Origin of the sequence: Streptomyces sp. NBC_00539 (assembly GCF_036346105.1) — a bacterium.
Taxonomy (GTDB): Bacteria; Actinomycetota; Actinomycetes; order Streptomycetales; family Streptomycetaceae; genus Streptomyces.
Window position 1 is genome coordinate 5,081,099 of record NZ_CP107811.1, and the last position, 18,268, is coordinate 5,099,366.

The following is an 18,268-nucleotide window of genomic DNA, read 5'->3' on the forward strand; positions in this document are numbered from 1 at the left end:
ACCGGCCGCCCGGCCCCCTGGTAACACTCCGCGTGCGCGGCGCGGCGTATGCCTGCCGCGCCGTTATCTGAGAGGGCGCTTTGACTAGCGAGTCCCGACATGTCCCGGTGATGCTCCAGCGGTGCCTGGACCTGTTGGCCCCGGCACTGGAGAGGCCCGGGGCCGTGGTCGTCGACTGCACCCTCGGCCTCGGCGGCCACAGCGAGGCCCTCCTCACCCGGTTCCCCGAAGTCCACCTGATCGGCCTGGACCGCGACAAGGAGGCCCTGCGGCTCTCCGGCGAGCGGCTCGCGCCCTTCGGCGAGCGGGCCACCTTGGTCCACGCCATCTACGCCGACCTCGCCGAGGTGCTGGACGGCCTGGGCATCCCCGCCGTCCAGGGCATCCTCTTCGACCTCGGCGTCTCCTCCATGCAGCTCGACGAAGCCGACCGCGGGTTCGCGTACGCGCAGGACGCGCCGCTGGACATGCGGATGGACCAGACGACGGGCATCAGCGCCGCGGAGGTCCTCAACACGTACGCGCCCGGCGAGCTGGTCCGCATCCTGCGCCAGTACGGCGAGGAGAAGCAGGCCAAGCGCATCGTCTCGGCGATCGTGCGCGAGCGCGGGAAGGAACCGTTCTCGAACAGCGCCCGGCTGGTCGAGGTGATCCGCGAGGCGCTGCCGCAGGCGGCGAAGCGTACGGGCGGCAACCCGGCGAAGCGGACCTTCCAGGCCCTGCGGATCGAGGTCAACGCCGAGCTGGCCGGGCTGGAGCGGGCCATTCCCGCGGCCGTGGACCGGATCGCGGTCGGCGGCCGGATCGCGGTGCTGTCGTACCACTCGCTGGAGGACCGGCTCGTGAAGCAGGTCTTCGCCGCGGGCGCGGCCTCCACCGCGCCGCCGGGGCTGCCGGTCGTGCCGGAGCGGTACCAGCCGAAGCTGAAACTGCTCACGCGCGGTGCGGAGCTCCCGACGGAGGAGGAGATCGCCGAGAACCGGCGGGCCGCCCCGGCGCGCTTCCGCGGGGTCGAACGCATCCGGGAGGCGCGACTGTGACCAAGCGCGGGCTGCTGCGGGGCGCGGGCGGCGGCGGGACGGGGGCCGGGCCGGGGACGGCCGGGCAGGCGGCGCGGATGCCGTTCGTCCTGCTGGTGGTGGCCCTGCTCGGCGGCGGGCTGATCAGCCTGCTGCTGTTGAACTCGGCGCTGAACCAGGGCTCCTTCCAGCTGAGCAAGCTCAAGAAGGAGACCACCGTCCTGCGCGACGAGCAGCAGGAGCTCCAGCGGGACGTCGACGGCTACTCGGCGCCGGACGCCCTCCAGCGCCGGGCGCACGAGCTGGGCCTGGTGCCCGGCGGGAGCCCGGTCTTCATCGGTCCGGACGGGAAGGTCGCGGGAACCCCTGCGGCGGCGGAGACACCGCCCCCGCCGTCGCCCCCGCCCGCCGCCCCGCCGGTTGCGCAGAGCCCGGCCGCATCGCCCGCCCCGCCGGCCGCGGCCGCCTCACCCACCCCGAGCCCGGCGGGCTCGCCCTCCTCCGGAAGGTGACGTCGTGAACCGAATCCAGCCCCGCCGGCTACGGGGGCCCGGGGCCCGGGGCACGTCCCCGGCGGCGGGCCGGCGCCACGGGGCGGGCACGTGAGCCCGCAGGTGCCGCGGCGGCGGGAGCCCGGCTTCCCGCGGGCGCGGGCCACGGGCCGCCCCGGAGCCCCACGCACACCGCACACCATCCGCCTCGGCAGCCCCAAGCCCCGGCTGCGCCTGGTCAGCGTGGCCCTGACCCTCGTGATGCTCGCCTTCGTCGTCCGGCTCCTCCAGGTCCAGGCCGTCGACGCCTCCGCGTACTCCGCCAAGGCCTCCGAGAACCGCTTCGCCAGCTACACCCTGGCCGCCGAGCGCGGGGAGATCACCGACCGCAAGGGCGTGGCCCTGGCCACCAGCGTCGACGCGTACGACATCACCGCCGACCCGAAGATGTTCACCCCGCAGGAGAGCAAGGCCCCCGACGCCCCGCAGCAGGCCGCCGCCCTCCTCGCGCCGATCCTGGGCAAGGACGCCAAGGAGATCGCGGGCCGGCTGGCGACCAAGAACAGCCGCTACGTCGTCCTCGCCCGCCGCCAGACCCCCCAGGTCTGGAACCAGATCAAGGACCTCCAGAAGGTCTTCGCCGACAAGGCGGCCGCCGACCGGAAGAACAACGGACCCGGCGCCAACGTCCTGGCCGGCGTGTTCAAGGAGGACAGCAGCAAGCGCGTGTACCCGAACGGCGACCTGGCCGCCGGGATACTGGGTTACGTCAACGCCGACGGCAAGGGCGGCGGCGGTCTGGAGTCCGCCCTCGACAGGAAGCTGGCCGGCAAGGACGGCGAACTGACCTACGCCCAGTCCGGCGGCCGCCGCGTCCCCACCGCCGGATCCAGCGAGAAGCCCGCCGTACCCGGCGAGGACATCGAACTGACCATCGACCGCGACATCCAGTGGGCCGCGCAGAGCGCGATCACCGAGCAGGTCGAGAAGTCCGGCGCCGACCGCGGCTACGTCATCGTCCAGGACACCCGCACCGGCGAGGTGCTGGCCATGGCCAACGCCCCCGGCTTCGACCCCAACGACCTCAGCAAGGCCCGCTCCACCGCCATGGGCAACGCGGCCCTCCAGGACGTCTACGAGCCCGGCTCCACCGCGAAGGTGATGTCGATGGCCGCCGTACTGGAGGAGAAGAAGGCAACGCCGCAGACGCACGTCGAGGTCCCCAACCGGCTCCACCGCGGTGACCGGCTCTTCAAGGACGACATCGACCACCCCACCTGGTACCTGACCCTCAACGGGGTCCTCGCCAAGTCCTCGAACATCGGCACGATCCTGGCCACCGGCCAGCTCGGCAGCACCCAGACCGAGGCCAACAAGGTCCTCTACTCCTACCTGAACAAGTTCGGCATCGGGCAGCCCACCGGCCTGAACTACCCGGGCGAATCCCGCGGCATCCTGGCCAAGCCCGAGGACTGGTCCACCTCGCAGCAGTTCACGATCCCCTTCGGCCAGGGCCTCTCCCTCAACGCCATGCAAGCGGCCTCGGTGTACTCCACGATCGCCAACGACGGGGTGCGGATCGAGCCGACCCTGGTGCGCGGCACCAAGGGCCCCGACGGCCGCTTCACCCCGGCGAAGGCGCCCGGGCAGACCCGCGTCGTCAGCAAGGAGACCGCCAAGACCCTCGCGCAGATGCTCGAATCCGTGGTCGACGACCAGGAGGGCACCGGCACCAAGGCGCGGATCCCCGGCTACCGGGTCGGCGGCAAGACCGGCACCTCCAACCGGGTGGATCCGGCCACCGGCCGCTACAAGGGCTACACCGCCTCCTTCGCCGGCTTCGCACCCGCCGACAACCCGCGGATCACCGTCTACTGCGCCATCCAGAACCCCACCAAGGGCAGCTATTTCGGCGGCCAGATCTGCGGACCGATCTACAAGAAGGTCATGGAGTTCGCCCTCAAGACCCTCCAGGTCGCCCCCACCGGAACCGCCCCCGCCGGGCTGCCCGTCACCTATGACGTCGCGCCCCCGCCGGCCCCGCAGCCCACACCCCGGACGGGCCCGCAGCCCGGCCAGTGAACCGACCGCCCAGCCCCAGACGCGTGAGGCACCATCAGTGACAACGATCACCCCGAAACCCGGGAACCAGTCGCCCGCCGACGCCGCGGCCGGGCCCTCGCTTCGCGAGGGGCCCGCCACGCCCGGTACGCTCACCGCCGTGTCCCACGCTGATCAGCCCAGAACGCCCCAGAAAGACGCCCCGGCAGCGCCGCCGGGAGCACCCCGGCCCGTCTCCGCCCGCCCGACCCCGCTGGGCGAGCTGGCGGAGCTGCTGGGCGTGCGCGCATCAGGAGCCGCCCCGACCGTGGAGAAGACGCGGATCACCGGCATCACGCACGACTCCCGTGCCGTGCGCCCCGGTGACCTGTACGCGGCCCTGCCCGGAGCCAAACTGCACGGGGCGGACTTCGCCGCCCAGGCGGCCGGCCTCGGCGCCGTCGCCGTGCTGACCGACCCGGCGGGCGCCGAACGCGCCGCCGCGACGGGACTGCCGGTGCTCGCCGTCGCCGACCCGCGCGGCCGGATGGGCGAGCTCGCCGCCGAGATCTACGGCCGGCCCGGCGAGGCCCTGCTCCAGCTCGGCATCACCGGCACCTCCGGCAAGACCACCACCGCCTACCTCATCGAGGGCGGCCTGCGCGGCGCCGGACGCTCGACGGGCCTGGTCGGCACCGTGGAGATGCGCATCGGGGACGAACGCATCAAGTCCGAGCGCACCACTCCCGAAGCCACCGACCTCCAGGCCCTCTTCGCCGTCATGCGCGAACGCGGGGTCGAGGCCGTGACCATGGAGGTCTCCAGCCACGCGCTGGTGCTCGGCCGGGTCGACGGCTGCGTCTTCGACGTCGCCGTCTTCAACAACCTGAGCCCCGAGCACATGGAGTTCCACTCCGACATGGAGGACTACTTCCAGGCCAAGGCGCAGCTCTTCACCGAGCGCCGCGCCCGCCTGGCAGTGGTCAACGCCGACGACGAGTACGGGCGCCGCCTGGCCAAGGAGGCGACGATCCCGGTCGTCACCTTCTCCGCCTCGGGCGACCCCGCCGCCGACTGGCGCGCCGAGGACGTGGTCCTGGGCGCCGCCGACTCCACGCTCACCCTGCTGGGCCCGGGCGGACAGCGCGTACGGGCCACCGCCCCGCTGCCCGGCCCGTTCAACGTCGCCAACACCGTCGCCGCGATCGTCACGCTCGCCGCCGCCGGCGTCGACCCGCAGACCGCCGCCGACGGCGTCGCCGCCGTCCCCGGGGTACCGGGCCGACTGGAACGGGTCGAAGCGGGACAGCCGTTCCTGGCCGTCGTGGACTACGCGCACAAGACGGACGCCGTCGAATCGGTGCTGCGGGCGCTGCGCGAGGTCACCCGGGGCAAGCTGCACATCGTCCTCGGCTGCGGCGGCGACCGCGACACCACCAAGCGCGCCCCGATGGGCGCCGCGGCCGCCCGCTTCGCCGACACCGCGATCCTGACCTCCGACAACCCGCGCTCGGAGGACCCCCTCGCCATCCTCGCCGCGATGTTCGAAGGCGCCGTCTCCGTACCGCCCGCCGAACGCGGCGCCGTCCTGGTCGACGCCGACCGGGCCGCGGCCATCGCCGCCGCAGTGGCGCGCGCCCGGCCCGGTGACACCGTCCTGGTGGCCGGCAAGGGCCACGAGCAGGGCCAGGACACCGCAGGCGTCGTCCGTCCCTTCGACGACCGCGCGGTGCTCCGCGCCGCCATCGAACGCCAACAGCAGGCCGACCAGGCCGAGGTGACCCCGTGATCCCCCTCTCCCTCGCCGAGATCGCCGACATCACCGGCGGGCAGCTCCACGACATACCGGATCCGTCCGTCCTGGTCACCGGCCCCGTCGTGTTCGACTCCCGCCAGGTGGAGGACGGCAGCCTGTTCGCCGCCTTCGTCGGCGAGCGCGTCGACGGCCACGACTACGCCGCCACGGCCATCGAGGCGGGCGCCCGCGCCGTCCTCGCCACCCGGCCCGTCGCGGTGCCCGCCATCGTCGTCCCCGACGTCGTCGCGGCGCTCGGGGCGCTGGCCGGCGCCGTCGTCGCCCGGATCGGCACCGACGTGGTGGCCCTGACCGGCTCGGCCGGCAAGACCTCCACCAAGGACCTCATCGCCCAGGTCCTCCAGCACCACGCGCCGACGGTGTGGACGCCGGGCAACCTCAACAACGAGATCGGCCTGCCGATCACCACGCTGCGCGCCACCGAGGAGACCCGGCACCTGGTGCTGGAGATGGGCGCCCGCGGCATCGGCCACATCCGCTACCTCACGGGGCTCACCCCGCCCCGCATCGGTCTCGTGCTGAACGTGGGCACCGCCCACATCGGCGAGTTCGGCGGCCGCGAGGCCATCGCCCAGGCCAAGGGCGAGCTGGTCGAGGCGCTGCCGTCCGAGGCCGAGGGCGGCGTCGCCGTCCTGAACGCCGACGACCTGCTGGTACGCGCCATGTCCGCCCGGACGAAGGCCCGTACGGTGCTCTTCGGCGAGGCCGAGGACGCCGACGTACGGGCCACCGACGTCCGCATGACGCCCCAGGGGTGTCCTTCGTTCACACTCCACACACCCACCGGGTGCAGTGACGTGACCTTGCGGCTGTACGGTGAGCACCACGTGTCGAACGCGCTCGGCGCGGCCGCGGTCGCCCATGTCCTGGGCATGTCCGCCGAGGAGATCGCCACCGCGCTCTCCGGGGCGGGCACCCTGTCCCGGTGGCGGATGGAGGTCACCGAGCGCGCGGACGGCGTCACGATCGTCAACGACGCCTACAACGCGAACCCCGAGTCCATGCGGGCCGCTCTGCGAGCGCTCGCTGCCATGGGCTCCGCCGCACAGGCGAACGGGGGCCGCACGTGGGCGGTGCTCGGCCCCATGGCCGAGCTCGGTGACGACGCGCTCGCCGAACACGATGCGGTGGGACGGCTTGCCGTCCGGCTCAACGTGAGCAAGCTCGTCGCAGTCGGGGGCAGGGAAGCGTCCTGGTTGCAACTGGGCGCATATAACGAGGGTTCGTGGGGTGAGGAGTCGGTGCTCGTGTCCGACGCACAGGCGGCGGTCGACCTGTTGCGCAGTGAACTGCGCCCGGGGGACGTCGTGCTGGTGAAGGCTTCCAGGTCGGCCGGTCTGGAGCGGGTCGCACAGGCTCTGCTCGAAGGCGAGGCCTCCGACCGATGAGGCAGATCCTGTTCGCCGGTGTCATCGGCATGTTCCTCACCGTCATCGGTACCCCGCTGCTGATCAAGCTGCTGGCCCGCAAGGGCTACGGCCAGTTCATCCGCGACGACGGCCCGCGCGGCCACGCAGGGAAGAAGGGCACGCCCACCATGGGCGGCATCTCCTTCATCCTGGCCACGCTCATCGCGTACGCCCTCACGAAGGTGATCACCGGGGAAGAGCCGAGCTTCTCGGGTCTGCTGGTCCTGTTCCTGATGGCGGGCATGGGCCTGGTCGGTTACCTCGACGACTACATCAAGATCGTCAAGCGGCGTTCGCTCGGCCTGCGGGCCAAGGCCAAGATGGCCGGCCAGCTGATCGTCGGCATCGCCTTCGCGGTGCTCGCGCTCCAGTTCAAGGACTCGCGCGGGCTGACCCCGGCCTCCACCAAGCTGTCGTTCGTCACGGACTTCGGCTGGGCGATCGGCCCGGTGCTGTTCGTGGTGTGGGCCCTGTTCATGATCCTGGCCATGTCCAACGGCGTGAACCTGACGGACGGCCTGGACGGCCTGGCCACGGGCGCCGCGGTGATGGTCTTCGGTGCGTACACCTTCATCGGTGTCTGGCAGCACCAGGAGTCCTGTGTGAACGCGCAGGACCTGACCAACCCGGCGGCCTGTTTCGAGGTCCGTGATCCGCTGGACCTCGCGGTCGTCGCCTCCGCGCTGATGGGCGCCTGCTTCGGCTTCCTGTGGTGGAACACCTCGCCCGCCAAGATCTTCATGGGCGACACCGGTTCGCTCGCGCTCGGCGGCGCGCTCGCCGGCCTGGCGATCTGCTCCCGCACGGAGTTCCTGATCGCCCTGCTCGGCGGCCTCTTCGTCCTCATCACGATGTCGGTCGTCATCCAGGTCGGCTCCTTCAAGATGACCGGGAAGCGCGTCTTTCGGATGGCCCCGCTCCAGCACCACTTCGAACTCAAGGGGTGGTCCGAAGTCCTTGTGGTGGTCCGCTTCTGGATCATCCAGGGCATGTGCGTGATCGTGGGCCTCGGACTCTTCTACGCGGGATGGGCAGCGGACAAGTGAGCACCACCGACCTGGCCGGCCTGATCGGCCCCGACGCCTTGGGCCGCTTCGGTCTGCCGGGCCGGATCACGGTGGCCGGCCTCGGCATCAGCGGCATCAGCGCCGCCCGGGCGCTGGCCGGACTCGGCGCGACGGTGACCGTCGTCGACAACGGCGACGGGGACGCGCACCGCGCGAAGGCGGCCGAACTCGCGGAGCTCGGCGTCGAGGTCCGCCTCGGCCTCCTGCCCGACGGGGCCCGGGCCGGGGAGGTCCTGCCCGAGGGCACGGAACTGGTCGTCACCTCGCCCGGCTGGCAGCCGCAGTCCCCGCTCTTCCTGGCCGCCGCCGAGGCGGGCGTCGACGTCGTCGGCGACGTCGAGATCGCCTGGCGGCTGCGCGAGGCCGGCCGGGAACTTCGCGCGGCCCGCACGGGCGAACCGCAGCCGGACCCGGCCCCGTGGCTCGCCATCACCGGTACCAACGGCAAGACCACCACCACGCAGATGCTCGCCTCGATCCTGCGGGCCGCGGGCCTGCGGACGGCGGCCGTCGGCAACATCGGCACCCCCATCATCGACGTGGTGACCGGCGAGGAGCAGTACGACGTGCTCGCCGTCGAACTCTCCAGCTACCAGCTGCACTGGGCGCCCTCGGTGCGCGCCCACTCGGCGGCCGTGCTCAACCTGGCCCCCGACCACCTCGACTGGCACGGCTCCATGGAGGCGTACGCCGCCGACAAGGGCCGCATCTACGAGGGCAACACCGTTGCCTGCGTCTACAACGTCGCCGACCGGGCCACCGAGGAACTGGTCGAGAAGGCCGACGTCGAAGAGGGCTGCCGCGCCATCGGGTTCACCCTCGGCGCCCCCGGCCCCTCCATGCTCGGCGTCGTCGACGGCATCCTCGTGGACCGCGCCTTCGTCGAGAACCGGCAGAAGAACGCCCAGGAGCTCGCCGAGGTCGGGGACGTCAACCCGCCGGCCCCGCACAACATCGCCAACGCGCTCGCCGCGGCCGCCCTGGCCCGCGCCTTCGGCGTCAAGCCCCGTGCCGTCCGCGACGGCCTGCGCGACTTCCGCCCCGACGCCCACCGGGTCGCGCGCGTGGCGGAGGTGGAGGGGGTCACCTACGTCGACGACTCCAAGGCCACCAACACGCACGCCGCGGAGGCCTCCCTCGCCGCGTTCGAACCCGTCGTCTGGATCGCCGGCGGTCTCGCCAAGGGCGCGACCTTCGACGAACTCGTGCAGAAGTCGGCGAAGCGGCTGCGCGCGGTGGTGCTGATGGGTGCCGACCGTGCCCTGATCGCGCAGGCGCTGGCGCGACACGCCCCGCAGGTCCCGGTCGTGGACCTCGACCGGACCGACACTGGGGCGATGCTCGCAGCGGTCCGGGAAGCGGCCCGGTTCGCCGAGCGCGGCGACACGGTCCTGCTGGCACCTGCCTGCGCCTCGATGGACATGTTCGCGAACTACAACGAGCGTGGGGACGCGTTCGCCGACGCGGTACGCGAACTGGCCGCCGAGAGCGCCTAGGTCGAACCAGGGCAGGCGTCCCTCCCCGACCGGCTGCTCGCCCCGTACGAGTGGAGGGGAAGATCACAGATGCCGGCCAGACAAGTCCTGCCGGGGCGGCGGCCGTCCGCCACGAAGGCCGTGAAGGCCGTCAAGGCGGTCCGGGCCGCCACCTCCGTGAAATCGGTCCGGGCACAGGGCCGCAAGCGCCCGGCGGCCCGCCCCGGCGGCCCTGCGGGGCGCGGGCCGCTCGCCGGGCTCCGGCGCACGCAGTGGCAGTTGCGCAAGGCCTGGGACCGCCCGCTCACCGCGTATTACCTGATTTTCGGCAGCTCGTTGCTCATCACCGTCCTCGGACTGGTGATGGTCTACTCCGCCTCCATGATCAAGGCGCTCCAGCTGGGCCTGGGTGACGCCTACTTCTTCAAGAAGCAGTTCCTGGCCGCCCTGATCGGCGCCGGCCTGCTGCTGGTCGCCTCCCGGATGCCCGTCAAACTGCACCGGGCGCTCTCCTATCCGGTGCTCGCGGGAACCCTCTTCCTGATGGTCCTGGTCCAGGTTCCCGGGATAGGGGTGTCGATCAACGGCAACCAGAACTGGATCTCCCTCGGCGGCCCGTTCATGCTCCAGCCCAGTGAGTTCGGCAAGCTGGCGCTGATCCTGTGGGGCGCCGACCTGCTGGCGCGCAAGGGCGAGAAGGGGCTGCTGAGCCAGTGGAAGCACCTGCTGGTGCCCCTCGTGCCGGTGACCTTCCTGCTGCTGGGCCTCATCATGCTCGGCGGGGACATGGGGACCGCCGTGATCCTCGGGGCGATCCTGTTCGGGCTGCTGTGGCTCGCCGGGGCGCCCACGCGGATGTTCGCGGGAGTGCTGGCCTTCGCGGGTGTGATCGTCGTACTGCTGATCAAGACCAGTCCGCACCGGATGGACCGGCTGGCCTGCATCGGTGCGACAGAACCGGGCAAGAACGACCTTTGCTGGCAGGCCGTCCACGGGATCTACGCTCTCGCGTCCGGTGGATGGTTCGGTTCCGGTCTGGGTGCCAGTGTGGAAAAATGGGGGCAACTGCCCGAAGCGCACACGGACTTCATCTTTGCCATCACCGGTGAGGAACTGGGTCTCGCGGGGACGCTGTCGGTGCTCGCCCTGTTCGCGGCTCTAGGCTATGCGGGTATCCGCGTGGCCGGACGCACGGAGGACCCCTTCGTACGGTATGCCGCGGGAGGCGTGACCACATGGATCACGGCGCAGGCCGTGATCAACATCGGTGCGGTGCTCGGTCTGCTGCCGATCGCCGGGGTCCCGCTCCCGCTGTTCTCCTACGGAGGGTCAGCCCTGCTGCCGACCATGTTCGCGATCGGACTGCTCATCGCCTTCGCGCGGGAGGAGCCGGCCGCGCGCGCGGCGCTCGCGATGCGGCAGCCGAAGAACGGCCGGCCGTGGAGCGGGCTGAGATGGAAGTCGATGAGACGGCGCGTCACAAGGCGTCCGTCCGGAGAGCGGTGAATTTCGGTGCATGTCGTACTCGCCGGTGGGGGGACCGCCGGCCACATCGAGCCGGCGCTCGCCCTCGCGGACGCCCTGCGCAGGCAGGACCCATCCGTGGGCATCACCGCCCTCGGCACGGAACGCGGACTCGAAACCCGCCTCGTGCCCGAGCGCGGCTACGAGCTGGGGCTGATCCCCGCCGTACCGCTGCCCCGCAAGCCCACCCCCGAGCTGATCACCGTCCCCGGACGGCTGCGCGGCACGATCAAGGCGGCCGAGGAGATCCTGGAGCGCACCAAGGCCGACTGCGTCGTCGGCTTCGGCGGCTACGTGGCCCTGCCCGGCTACCTCGCGGCCAAGCGCCTCGGGGTGCCGATCATCGTCCACGAGGCCAACGCCCGGCCGGGACTGGCCAACAAGATCGGCTCCCGCTACGCGCACGCCGTCGCGGTGTCCACCCCGGACAGCAAGCTGCGCGGCGCCCGCTACGTGGGCATCCCGCTGCGCCGCTCGATCTCGACCCTGGACCGGGCCGCCGTGCGCCCCGAGGCGCGCGCCGCGTTCGGGCTGGACCCCAACCTGCCGACCCTGCTGGTCTCCGGCGGCTCGCAGGGCGCCCGCCGCCTCAACGAGACCATCCAGGCGGTCGCTCCGACCCTCCAGCGCTCGGGGATCCAGATCCTGCACGCGGTCGGCCCGAAGAACGAACTGCCGCGTGTCGACAACATGCCCGGGATGCCGCCCTATGTCCCGGTACCGTACGTGGACCGGATGGACCTCGCGTACGCCGCCGCCGACATGATGCTGTGCCGCGCGGGCGCGATGACCGTCGCCGAACTCTCCGCCGTCGGGCTCCCGGCCGCCTACGTACCGCTGCCGATCGGCAACGGTGAGCAGCGGCTCAACGCCCAGCCGGTGGTGAAGGCCGGCGGTGGCCTGCTCGTCGACGACGCGGAACTGTCCCCCGAGTGGGTGCTCGGACAGGTCCTTCCGGTGCTGTCCGATCCGCACCGCCTCTACGAGATGTCCCGCGCCGCCGCCGAGTTCGGTCGCCGGGACGCCGACGACCTGCTCGTCGGCCTGGTCTACGAGGCGATCGCCGCACGCAGTAACCGCTAACCAGGAGGCACCGCAGTGGCCGGAGCGACGACCGCGCAGCGAGGCAATCCGGGCTCCGGCCGGCCCCGCCCCAAGGGCGGGGGCTCCGGCGCTCCCAAGCCGCCCGGCGGGCCGAAGCAGTCGAAGCGCACCGGCCCGCGGGGCCCCGGCATCAGATCGCGCCGGGTCCTCGCCCTGGCCGCGCTCGTCGCCGCGGTGCTCCTGGCCGCCGGCGGCACCTGGGTGCTCTACGGATCCTCCTGGCTCCGCGTCGAGAAGGTCACCGCCACCGGCACCGAGGTGCTCAGCGAGCAGCAGGTGCTGGCGGCGGCGGCCGTGCCCGTCGGCGCACCCCTGGTGAGCATCGACAGCGACGAGATCGAGGGCCGGCTCCGCCGCCGGCTGCCCCGTATCGATTCGGTCGACGTGGTGCGCGCCTGGCCGCACGGAATCGGTCTGAAAGTGGCGGAACGCAAACCGGTCCTGCTCATCAGGAAGGACGCGAAGTTCGTCGAAGTGGACGCTTCGGGTGTGCGATTCGACACGGTCGCGAAAGCACCCGCCGGTGTCCCCGTCCTCGAACTGGCCGCGGAACGCTCGCCGAGCGGCCGCCGCTTCGACGCGGAACGGCTGCTGCGCGAGGCGGTGGGCATCGCGGGAGGCCTCCCCGAAGCCGTCGCCAAGGAGGCCGTGCAGGTCAAGGTGGAGTCCTACGACTCGGTCGTGCTCCAGCTGACACGGGGCCGGACGGTCGTGTGGGGGAGCGGCGAACTGGGCGAGGCGAAGGGGCGGGCGCTGACCGCTCTGCTCAAAGCCGCGCCGGGCGCGGGGCACTTCGACGTGAGCGTCCCCACCGCCCCTGCCGTGTCCGGGAGTTGACGTCCGGTCGAACGGCGACGCACCCTGGTTGGCCAGCGATACGGGTGATCACATAGGGTGAAAAGAAAAACGGGAGGTTCGGCGTGTTCGTTGAACACGCGCTACTTGTCGACTTAGTGTCCTGTTCGGAAGAGTCCAAGGAACAGACACACGCTTAACCCTAAACTTCAGGGTTAGGGTTCGGGTCGGCGCGGTCGGACCGTCCCACATTTCGGCATCAGTCGTCGCACCGCAGGCCCGCGAGGCGGCGACACGTAATCGAGGCGAGAGGCCTTCGACGTGGCAGCACCGCAGAACTACCTCGCAGTCATCAAGGTCATCGGTGTCGGCGGCGGTGGTGTCAATGCCATCAACCGAATGATCGAGGTCGGTCTCAAGGGTGTCGAGTTCATCGCCATCAACACGGACGCCCAGGCGCTGTTGATGAGCGACGCCGACGTCAAGCTCGACGTCGGCCGCGAACTCACCCGGGGCCTCGGCGCCGGCGCCAACCCGGCCGTCGGCCGCAAGGCGGCAGAGGACCACCGCGAGGAGATCGAGGAGGTCCTCAAGGGGGCCGACATGGTCTTCGTCACCGCCGGTGAGGGCGGCGGCACCGGCACGGGCGGCGCACCCGTCGTCGCCAACATCGCCCGTTCGCTGGGCGCCCTGACGATCGGTGTGGTCACGCGGCCGTTCACCTTCGAAGGCCGGCGCCGCGCGAACCAGGCGGAGGACGGCATCGCCGAACTCCGCGAAGAGGTCGACACCCTCATCGTCATCCCCAACGACCGCCTGCTGTCGATCTCGGACCGCCAGGTCAGCGTCCTCGACGCGTTCAAGTCGGCCGACCAGGTCCTGCTCTCGGGCGTCCAGGGCATCACCGACCTGATCACCACCCCCGGCCTGATCAACCTCGACTTCGCGGACGTCAAGTCCGTGATGTCCGAGGCGGGCTCGGCCCTGATGGGCATCGGCTCGGCCCGCGGCGACGACCGCGCGGTGGCGGCGGCGGAGATGGCGATCTCCTCGCCGCTCCTGGAGGCCTCCATCGACGGGGCCCGGGGCGTCCTGCTCTCCATCTCCGGCGGCTCGGACCTCGGTCTCTTCGAGATCAACGAGGCCGCGCAGCTGGTCAGCGAAGCGGCGCACCCCGAAGCCAACATCATCTTCGGTGCCGTCATCGACGACGCGCTCGGCGACGAGGTGCGGGTCACCGTCATCGCGGCCGGGTTCGACGGCGGACAGCCCCCGGCCCGCCGGGACAACGTCATCGGCGCCGCGTCCACCAAGCGCGAGGAGTCGGCCCCGGCTCCGGTCCGCGCCGCCCCCGAACCGGTCCGCCCGGCTTTCGGCGGACTCGGCACGGTCACCCCCCGTGAGGACCCCCCGGCCCCGGTCGAGGTCCCCGCGGAGGCGGCCGCCCCGGCACCGCAGGTCCCCACGGCCCGTCCCTACGCGGACAGCCCGGCCGAGGAACTGGACGTACCGGACTTCTTGAAGTGACGCTGGCACACCACAGCGAGAACGGCGCGCACTTCGCCTTCACCGACAGGTGGGGCGGGGTGAGCGCCGTTCCGTACGAGGAGCTCAATCTCGGCGGCGCGGTCGGAGACGACCCGGCCGCCGTTCGCACGAACCGGACGCGCGCCGCCGAATCCCTGGGCGTCGCGCCCGGGCTGGTGGTCTGGATGAACCAGGTGCACGGCCGGGACGTGGCGGTGGTCGACGGACCGTGGGACCCGGACCGGGAGGTCCCGGCGGTGGACGCGCTGGTGACCGGCCGCCGGGGACTGGCCCTCGCGGTGCTCACCGCCGACTGCGTACCGGTCCTGCTGGCCGACCCGGTCGCCAAGATCGCGGGCGCGGCCCACGCCGGGCGGCCCGGGCTGGTCGCCGGCGTGGTGCCGGCCGTCGTCGAGGCGATGACCGCCCTGGGCGCCGATCCCGCGCGCGTGATCGCCCGTACCGGACCGGCCGTCTGCGGGCGCTGCTACGAAGTGCCCGCCGAGATGCGGGCGGCGGTCGCGGAGGTGGTTCCGGCCGCCTGGGCCGAGACCAGTTGGGGAACGCCCTCCGTGGACGTGGTCGCCGGGGTGCACGCGCAGTTGGCCGAGGCGGGGGTGGCCGAAAGCCGGCGGTCCCCGGTCTGCACACTGGAGTCGCGGGACCACTTCTCGTACCGCCGTGACCGGGTGACCGGCCGGCTGGCCGGATATGTCTGGTTGGACTGAAATATGATGGACCGTAAGTCGGAACTCGCGCAGAACTTGGCGCGGGTGGAGGGGCGGATCTCGTCCGCCTGCGCCGCGGCCGGCCGTGCGCGGGATGAGGTGACGCTGATCGTGGTCACCAAGACGTATCCGGCGAGCGACGTACGACTGCTGGCGGACCTGGGTGTCCGTCATGTGGCCGAAAATCGCGACCAGGACGCCGCCCCCAAGGCTGCGGCCTGCGCGGATCTGCCGCTGGACTGGCACTTCGTCGGCCAGTTGCAGACGAACAAAGTCCGTTCCGTGGCGGGTTACGCGCACGTGGTGCAGTCGGTCGACCGGCCCAAGCTCGTCACGGCGCTGTCCGCGGCGGCGCAGCACACGGGGCGCGAACTCGGCTGCCTCGTACAGATCGCCCTCGACGCCGAGTCGGGCGAACGGGGGGCGCGGGGAGGGGCGGCGCCCGACCTGCTCCCGGAACTGGCGGACCTCGTGGCCGCGGCACCGGGACTGCGGCTCGACGGTCTCATGACCGTGGCCCCGCTGGCGGGCTCCTACGCGGGGCGCGAACAGGCGGCCTTCGAGCGGCTGATGGAATTGTCATCCGGCCTGCGCGCCGACCATCCGGCTGCCACGATGGTGTCGGCCGGAATGAGCGCGGACTTGGAACAGGCCGTGGCGGCCGGTGCGACACATGTGCGCGTCGGCACTGCGGTACTCGGCGCGAGACCCCGGCTCGGGTAACGTCGCGAAGAAAGTCGGACCACAGCAGAAAATATGGTCATTTCCGCCGATGAGCGGACAGGCCACGTGGATCGCGGGCAGTTGGTGACAATACCGACGAAGCCTTCGCTGGCACAGCGGCACCTGCGACAGGGCGATCCACCACAGAGCGGAGGACTCGGAGAATGGCCGGCGCGATGCGCAAGATGGCGGTCTACCTCGGCCTCGTGGAGGACGACCGGTACGACAATCCGGGGTACGACCCCGATGACGAGTTCGAGCCCGAGCCGGAGCCGGAGCGGGATCGCCGGCGTCAGCCACCCGCGCACCAAACGCCCGTAACGGACGAACCGGTACGGGCGGTACAGCCTCCGGCGCAACGGGAACCCACCCCGGCACCAGTGGAAAACGGACGTCCGGCGCGAATCGCACCCGTGGCATCCATCACACCTGACCGCACCAGCATGGAGAAGAACGCCCCCGTGATCATGCCCAAGGTCGTCTCCGAGCGGGAGCCGTACCGCATCACGACGCTGCACCCGCGGACGTACAACGAGGCCCGTACCATCGGGGAACACTTCCGTGAGGGCACTCCGGTGATCATGAATCTCACGGAGATGGACGACACCGACGCGAAGCGTCTGGTCGACTTCGCCGCCGGCCTCGTGTTCGGTCTGCACGGCAGCATTGAACGCGTGACACAGAAGGTGTTCCTGCTGTCGCCTGCTAACGTCGATGTCACGGCGGAGGACAAGGCCCGCATCGCGGAGGGCGGGTTCTTCAACCAAAGCTAGACCGATCCGTCAGACACGGGGCCGGGAACAGAGCGGGAGCAGGGGAGAGGGAAGCGCGGGATGGGCGTCGCACTGCAGGTGGTCTACATCGCGCTGATGTGCTTCCTTATCGTGCTGATCTTCCGACTGGTCATGGACTACGTGTTCCAGTTCGCACGCTCATGGACACCCGGCAAGGCGATGGTGGTCGTTCTTGAGGCCACCTACACTGTCACCGATCCACCGCTCAAGCTTCTCCGGCGTTTCATCCCGCCGTTGCGTCTCGGGGGCGTGGCACTCGACCTGTCCTTCTTCGTTCTGATGATCATCGTTTACATCCTCATCAGTTTCGTGAGCACCGCTGCGAGAAGCGTGTGAACGATGAGCTTCTCCGCGCGCGCGGGGACGATCCCGATACGGTCTTGCCGACTGCCGACGACTACGTAGAGGTGAAGAAGACATGCCGCTGACTCCCGAGGACGTGCGGAACAAGCAGTTCACGACCGTCCGCCTCCGAGAAGGCTATGACGAGGACGAGGTCGATGCCTTCCTCGACGAGGTCGAGTCCGAACTGACGCGCCTGCTGCGCGAGAACGAGGACCTGCGCGCGAAGCTGGCCGCCGCTACGCGAGCCGCCGCGCAGAACCAGCAGCAGCAGGGCATGCGCAAGCCCGAGCCCCAGGACCAGCGAGGCCCCGGAGGCCCCGTCCCGGCGGCCATATCCGGCCCGCCGCAGCAGCAGCCGCAGATGGGCCCGCCGCAGCTGCCGGGCGGCCAGCCGCAGCTCCCCGCCGGCCCCGGCGGCCACGGCCCGCAGGGCCCCGGCCCGATGGGCGGCCCCATGCAGCAGCACGGCATGGGCGGTCAGCCGCAGCAGATGGGACAGCAGCAGCAGATGGGCCAGCAGCCCATGCAGCAGCAGTCCATGGGCGGCCAGAACCCGCTCGGCCAGCCCATGGGGCAGCAGATGGGCCAGCAGATGCAGCCGATGGGGCAGCAGATGCAGCCCATGGGCCAGCCCATGCACCAGCAGCAGCCGCAGCTCCCGCAGCAGGGCCCCGGTGGCGACAGCGCCGCCCGCGTCCTGTCGCTCGCGCAGCAGACCGCCGACCAGGCGATCGCGGAGGCCCGCTCCGAGGCCAACAAGATCGTCGGCGAGGCCCGTAGCCGCGCCGAGGGCCTGGAGCGGGACGCCCGTGCCAAGGCCGACGCGCTGGAGCGGGACGCGCAGGAGAAGCACCGCGTCGCGATGGGCTCCCTGGAGTCCGCCCGCGCCACGCTGGAGCGCAAGGTCGAGGACCTGCGGGGCTTCGAGCGCGAGTACCGTACGCGCCTCAAGTCCTACCTGGAATCGCAGCTGCGCCAGCTGGAGACCCAGGCCGACGACTCCCTCGCCCCGCCGCGCGGTCCGTCCGGTCCGGCGCTGCCGCCGTCGCCGGCCCCCTCGATGGCTCCGGCCGGTGCGATGGGCCACTCCATGGGCGGCCCGTCCCCCATGGGCGGTCCCTCCCCGATGGGCGGCGGTCCGTCCTACGGCGGTCAGCAGCAGATGTCCCCGGCGATGACGCAGCCGATGGCTCCGGTGCGGCCGGCTGCGCCGCAGCCGATGCAGGCGCCGTCTCCCATGCGGGGCTTCCTGATCGACGAGGACGACAACTAAGCGGTACGCCTCTTCGGCGACAGCAGCAGTCACGGGCCGGGCCCGGTTCCCCTTCGGGGGCACCGGGCCCGGCCCGTTTCCCGCCACCGGGGGAAGGTGTCTTCGGGTGCGGCGCCGTTGCCGGGGCTCCGCCCCGGG

Annotated in this window: 16 protein-coding genes; all 16 read left to right on the top strand. The window is 71.5% G+C overall.

Annotated features, from left to right (window positions below):
- Positions 1–110 precede the first annotated feature (110 nt).
- The 16 genes from rsmH (at position 111) to OG861_RS22860 (ending at position 18,130) form a co-directional block, all read left to right on the top strand.
- Complete coding sequence (rsmH, locus tag OG861_RS22785) at positions 111–1,040, top strand: 16S rRNA (cytosine(1402)-N(4))-methyltransferase RsmH (RefSeq protein WP_443056756.1); 930 nt, start codon at positions 111–113, stop codon at positions 1,038–1,040.
- Between the two features lie 77 nt (positions 1,041–1,117).
- Entirely contained in the window at positions 1,118–1,531 is a 414-nt protein-coding gene (locus OG861_RS22790) for a hypothetical protein (protein ID WP_329202126.1), read from the top strand.
- Positions 1,532–1,621: 90 nt separating this feature from the next.
- On the top strand, positions 1,622–3,592 hold the full coding sequence (locus tag OG861_RS22795; RefSeq protein WP_329194555.1) for a peptidoglycan D,D-transpeptidase FtsI family protein: 1,971 nt from the start codon (positions 1,622–1,624) through the stop codon (positions 3,590–3,592).
- 37 nt (positions 3,593–3,629) lie between these two features.
- On the top strand, positions 3,630–5,339 hold the full coding sequence (locus OG861_RS22800) for a UDP-N-acetylmuramoyl-L-alanyl-D-glutamate--2,6-diaminopimelate ligase (protein WP_330261849.1): 1,710 nt from the start codon (positions 3,630–3,632) through the stop codon (positions 5,337–5,339).
- A complete protein-coding gene (locus tag OG861_RS22805; RefSeq protein ID WP_329194553.1) occupies positions 5,336–6,754 on the top strand; it encodes a UDP-N-acetylmuramoyl-tripeptide--D-alanyl-D-alanine ligase in 1,419 nt (472 codons plus the stop codon). Before OG861_RS22800 ends, OG861_RS22805 begins: the two co-directional genes overlap by 4 nt.
- On the top strand, positions 6,751–7,821 hold the full coding sequence (gene mraY, locus OG861_RS22810) for a phospho-N-acetylmuramoyl-pentapeptide-transferase (protein ID WP_329194551.1): 1,071 nt from the start codon (positions 6,751–6,753) through the stop codon (positions 7,819–7,821). Before OG861_RS22805 ends, mraY begins: the two co-directional genes overlap by 4 nt.
- Positions 7,803–9,338, top strand: a complete 1,536-nt coding sequence (gene murD / locus OG861_RS22815; protein ID WP_329194548.1) for a UDP-N-acetylmuramoyl-L-alanine--D-glutamate ligase — start codon at positions 7,803–7,805, stop codon at positions 9,336–9,338. The genes mraY and murD overlap by 19 nt, the downstream gene beginning before the upstream one ends.
- A 69-nt stretch (positions 9,339–9,407) precedes the next feature.
- Positions 9,408–10,823, top strand: a complete 1,416-nt coding sequence (gene ftsW / locus OG861_RS22820) for a putative lipid II flippase FtsW (protein WP_329194546.1) — start codon at positions 9,408–9,410, stop codon at positions 10,821–10,823.
- A gap of 6 nt (positions 10,824–10,829) precedes the next feature.
- Positions 10,830–11,924, top strand: coding sequence for an undecaprenyldiphospho-muramoylpentapeptide beta-N-acetylglucosaminyltransferase (murG, locus tag OG861_RS22825; protein ID WP_190182127.1), 1,095 nt, complete (start codon positions 10,830–10,832; stop codon positions 11,922–11,924).
- A gap of 15 nt (positions 11,925–11,939) precedes the next feature.
- A complete protein-coding gene (locus OG861_RS22830) occupies positions 11,940–12,782 on the top strand; it encodes a cell division protein FtsQ/DivIB (protein WP_443056486.1) in 843 nt (280 codons plus the stop codon).
- Between the two features lie 279 nt (positions 12,783–13,061).
- Complete coding sequence (gene ftsZ, locus OG861_RS22835; RefSeq protein ID WP_329194544.1) at positions 13,062–14,267, top strand: cell division protein FtsZ; 1,206 nt, start codon at positions 13,062–13,064, stop codon at positions 14,265–14,267.
- Positions 14,264–14,995 (top strand): peptidoglycan editing factor PgeF, encoded by a 732-nt coding sequence (gene pgeF / locus OG861_RS22840; protein ID WP_329194542.1) that lies wholly within the window; start codon positions 14,264–14,266, stop codon positions 14,993–14,995. Before ftsZ ends, pgeF begins: the two co-directional genes overlap by 4 nt.
- A 3-nt stretch (positions 14,996–14,998) precedes the next feature.
- A complete protein-coding gene (locus OG861_RS22845; RefSeq protein WP_329194540.1) occupies positions 14,999–15,718 on the top strand; it encodes a YggS family pyridoxal phosphate-dependent enzyme in 720 nt (239 codons plus the stop codon).
- Positions 15,719–15,882: 164 nt separating this feature from the next.
- Positions 15,883–16,491 carry a cell division protein SepF gene (locus OG861_RS22850; protein ID WP_329194538.1) on the top strand — a complete coding sequence of 203 codons (609 nt, stop codon included), beginning with the start codon at positions 15,883–15,885 and terminating at the stop codon, positions 16,489–16,491.
- A gap of 60 nt (positions 16,492–16,551) precedes the next feature.
- Positions 16,552–16,848: a YggT family protein gene (locus OG861_RS22855; RefSeq protein ID WP_030155988.1), complete on the top strand. Its 297-nt coding sequence runs from the start codon at positions 16,552–16,554 to the stop codon at positions 16,846–16,848.
- Positions 16,849–16,930: 82 nt separating this feature from the next.
- Positions 16,931–18,130, top strand: coding sequence for a DivIVA domain-containing protein (locus tag OG861_RS22860; RefSeq protein WP_329194536.1), 1,200 nt, complete (start codon positions 16,931–16,933; stop codon positions 18,128–18,130).
- Positions 18,131–18,268 lie beyond the last annotated feature (138 nt).

Coding starts and splice junctions, on each gene's coding strand:
- rsmH (WP_443056756.1), top strand. CDS start 111: ATGCTCCAGCGGTGCCTGGACCTGTTGGCCCCGGCACTGGAGAGGCCC.
- OG861_RS22790 (WP_329202126.1), top strand. CDS start 1,118: ATGCCGTTCGTCCTGCTGGTGGTGGCCCTGCTCGGCGGCGGGCTGATC.
- mraY (WP_329194551.1), top strand. CDS start 6,751: ATGAGGCAGATCCTGTTCGCCGGTGTCATCGGCATGTTCCTCACCGTC.
- murD (WP_329194548.1), top strand. CDS start 7,803: ATGGGCAGCGGACAAGTGAGCACCACCGACCTGGCCGGCCTGATCGGC.
- ftsW (WP_329194546.1), top strand. CDS start 9,408: ATGCCGGCCAGACAAGTCCTGCCGGGGCGGCGGCCGTCCGCCACGAAG.
- OG861_RS22845 (WP_329194540.1), top strand. CDS start 14,999: ATGATGGACCGTAAGTCGGAACTCGCGCAGAACTTGGCGCGGGTGGAG.
- OG861_RS22850 (WP_329194538.1), top strand. CDS start 15,883: ATGGCCGGCGCGATGCGCAAGATGGCGGTCTACCTCGGCCTCGTGGAG.
- OG861_RS22855 (WP_030155988.1), top strand. CDS start 16,552: ATGGGCGTCGCACTGCAGGTGGTCTACATCGCGCTGATGTGCTTCCTT.
- OG861_RS22860 (WP_329194536.1), top strand. CDS start 16,931: ATGCCGCTGACTCCCGAGGACGTGCGGAACAAGCAGTTCACGACCGTC.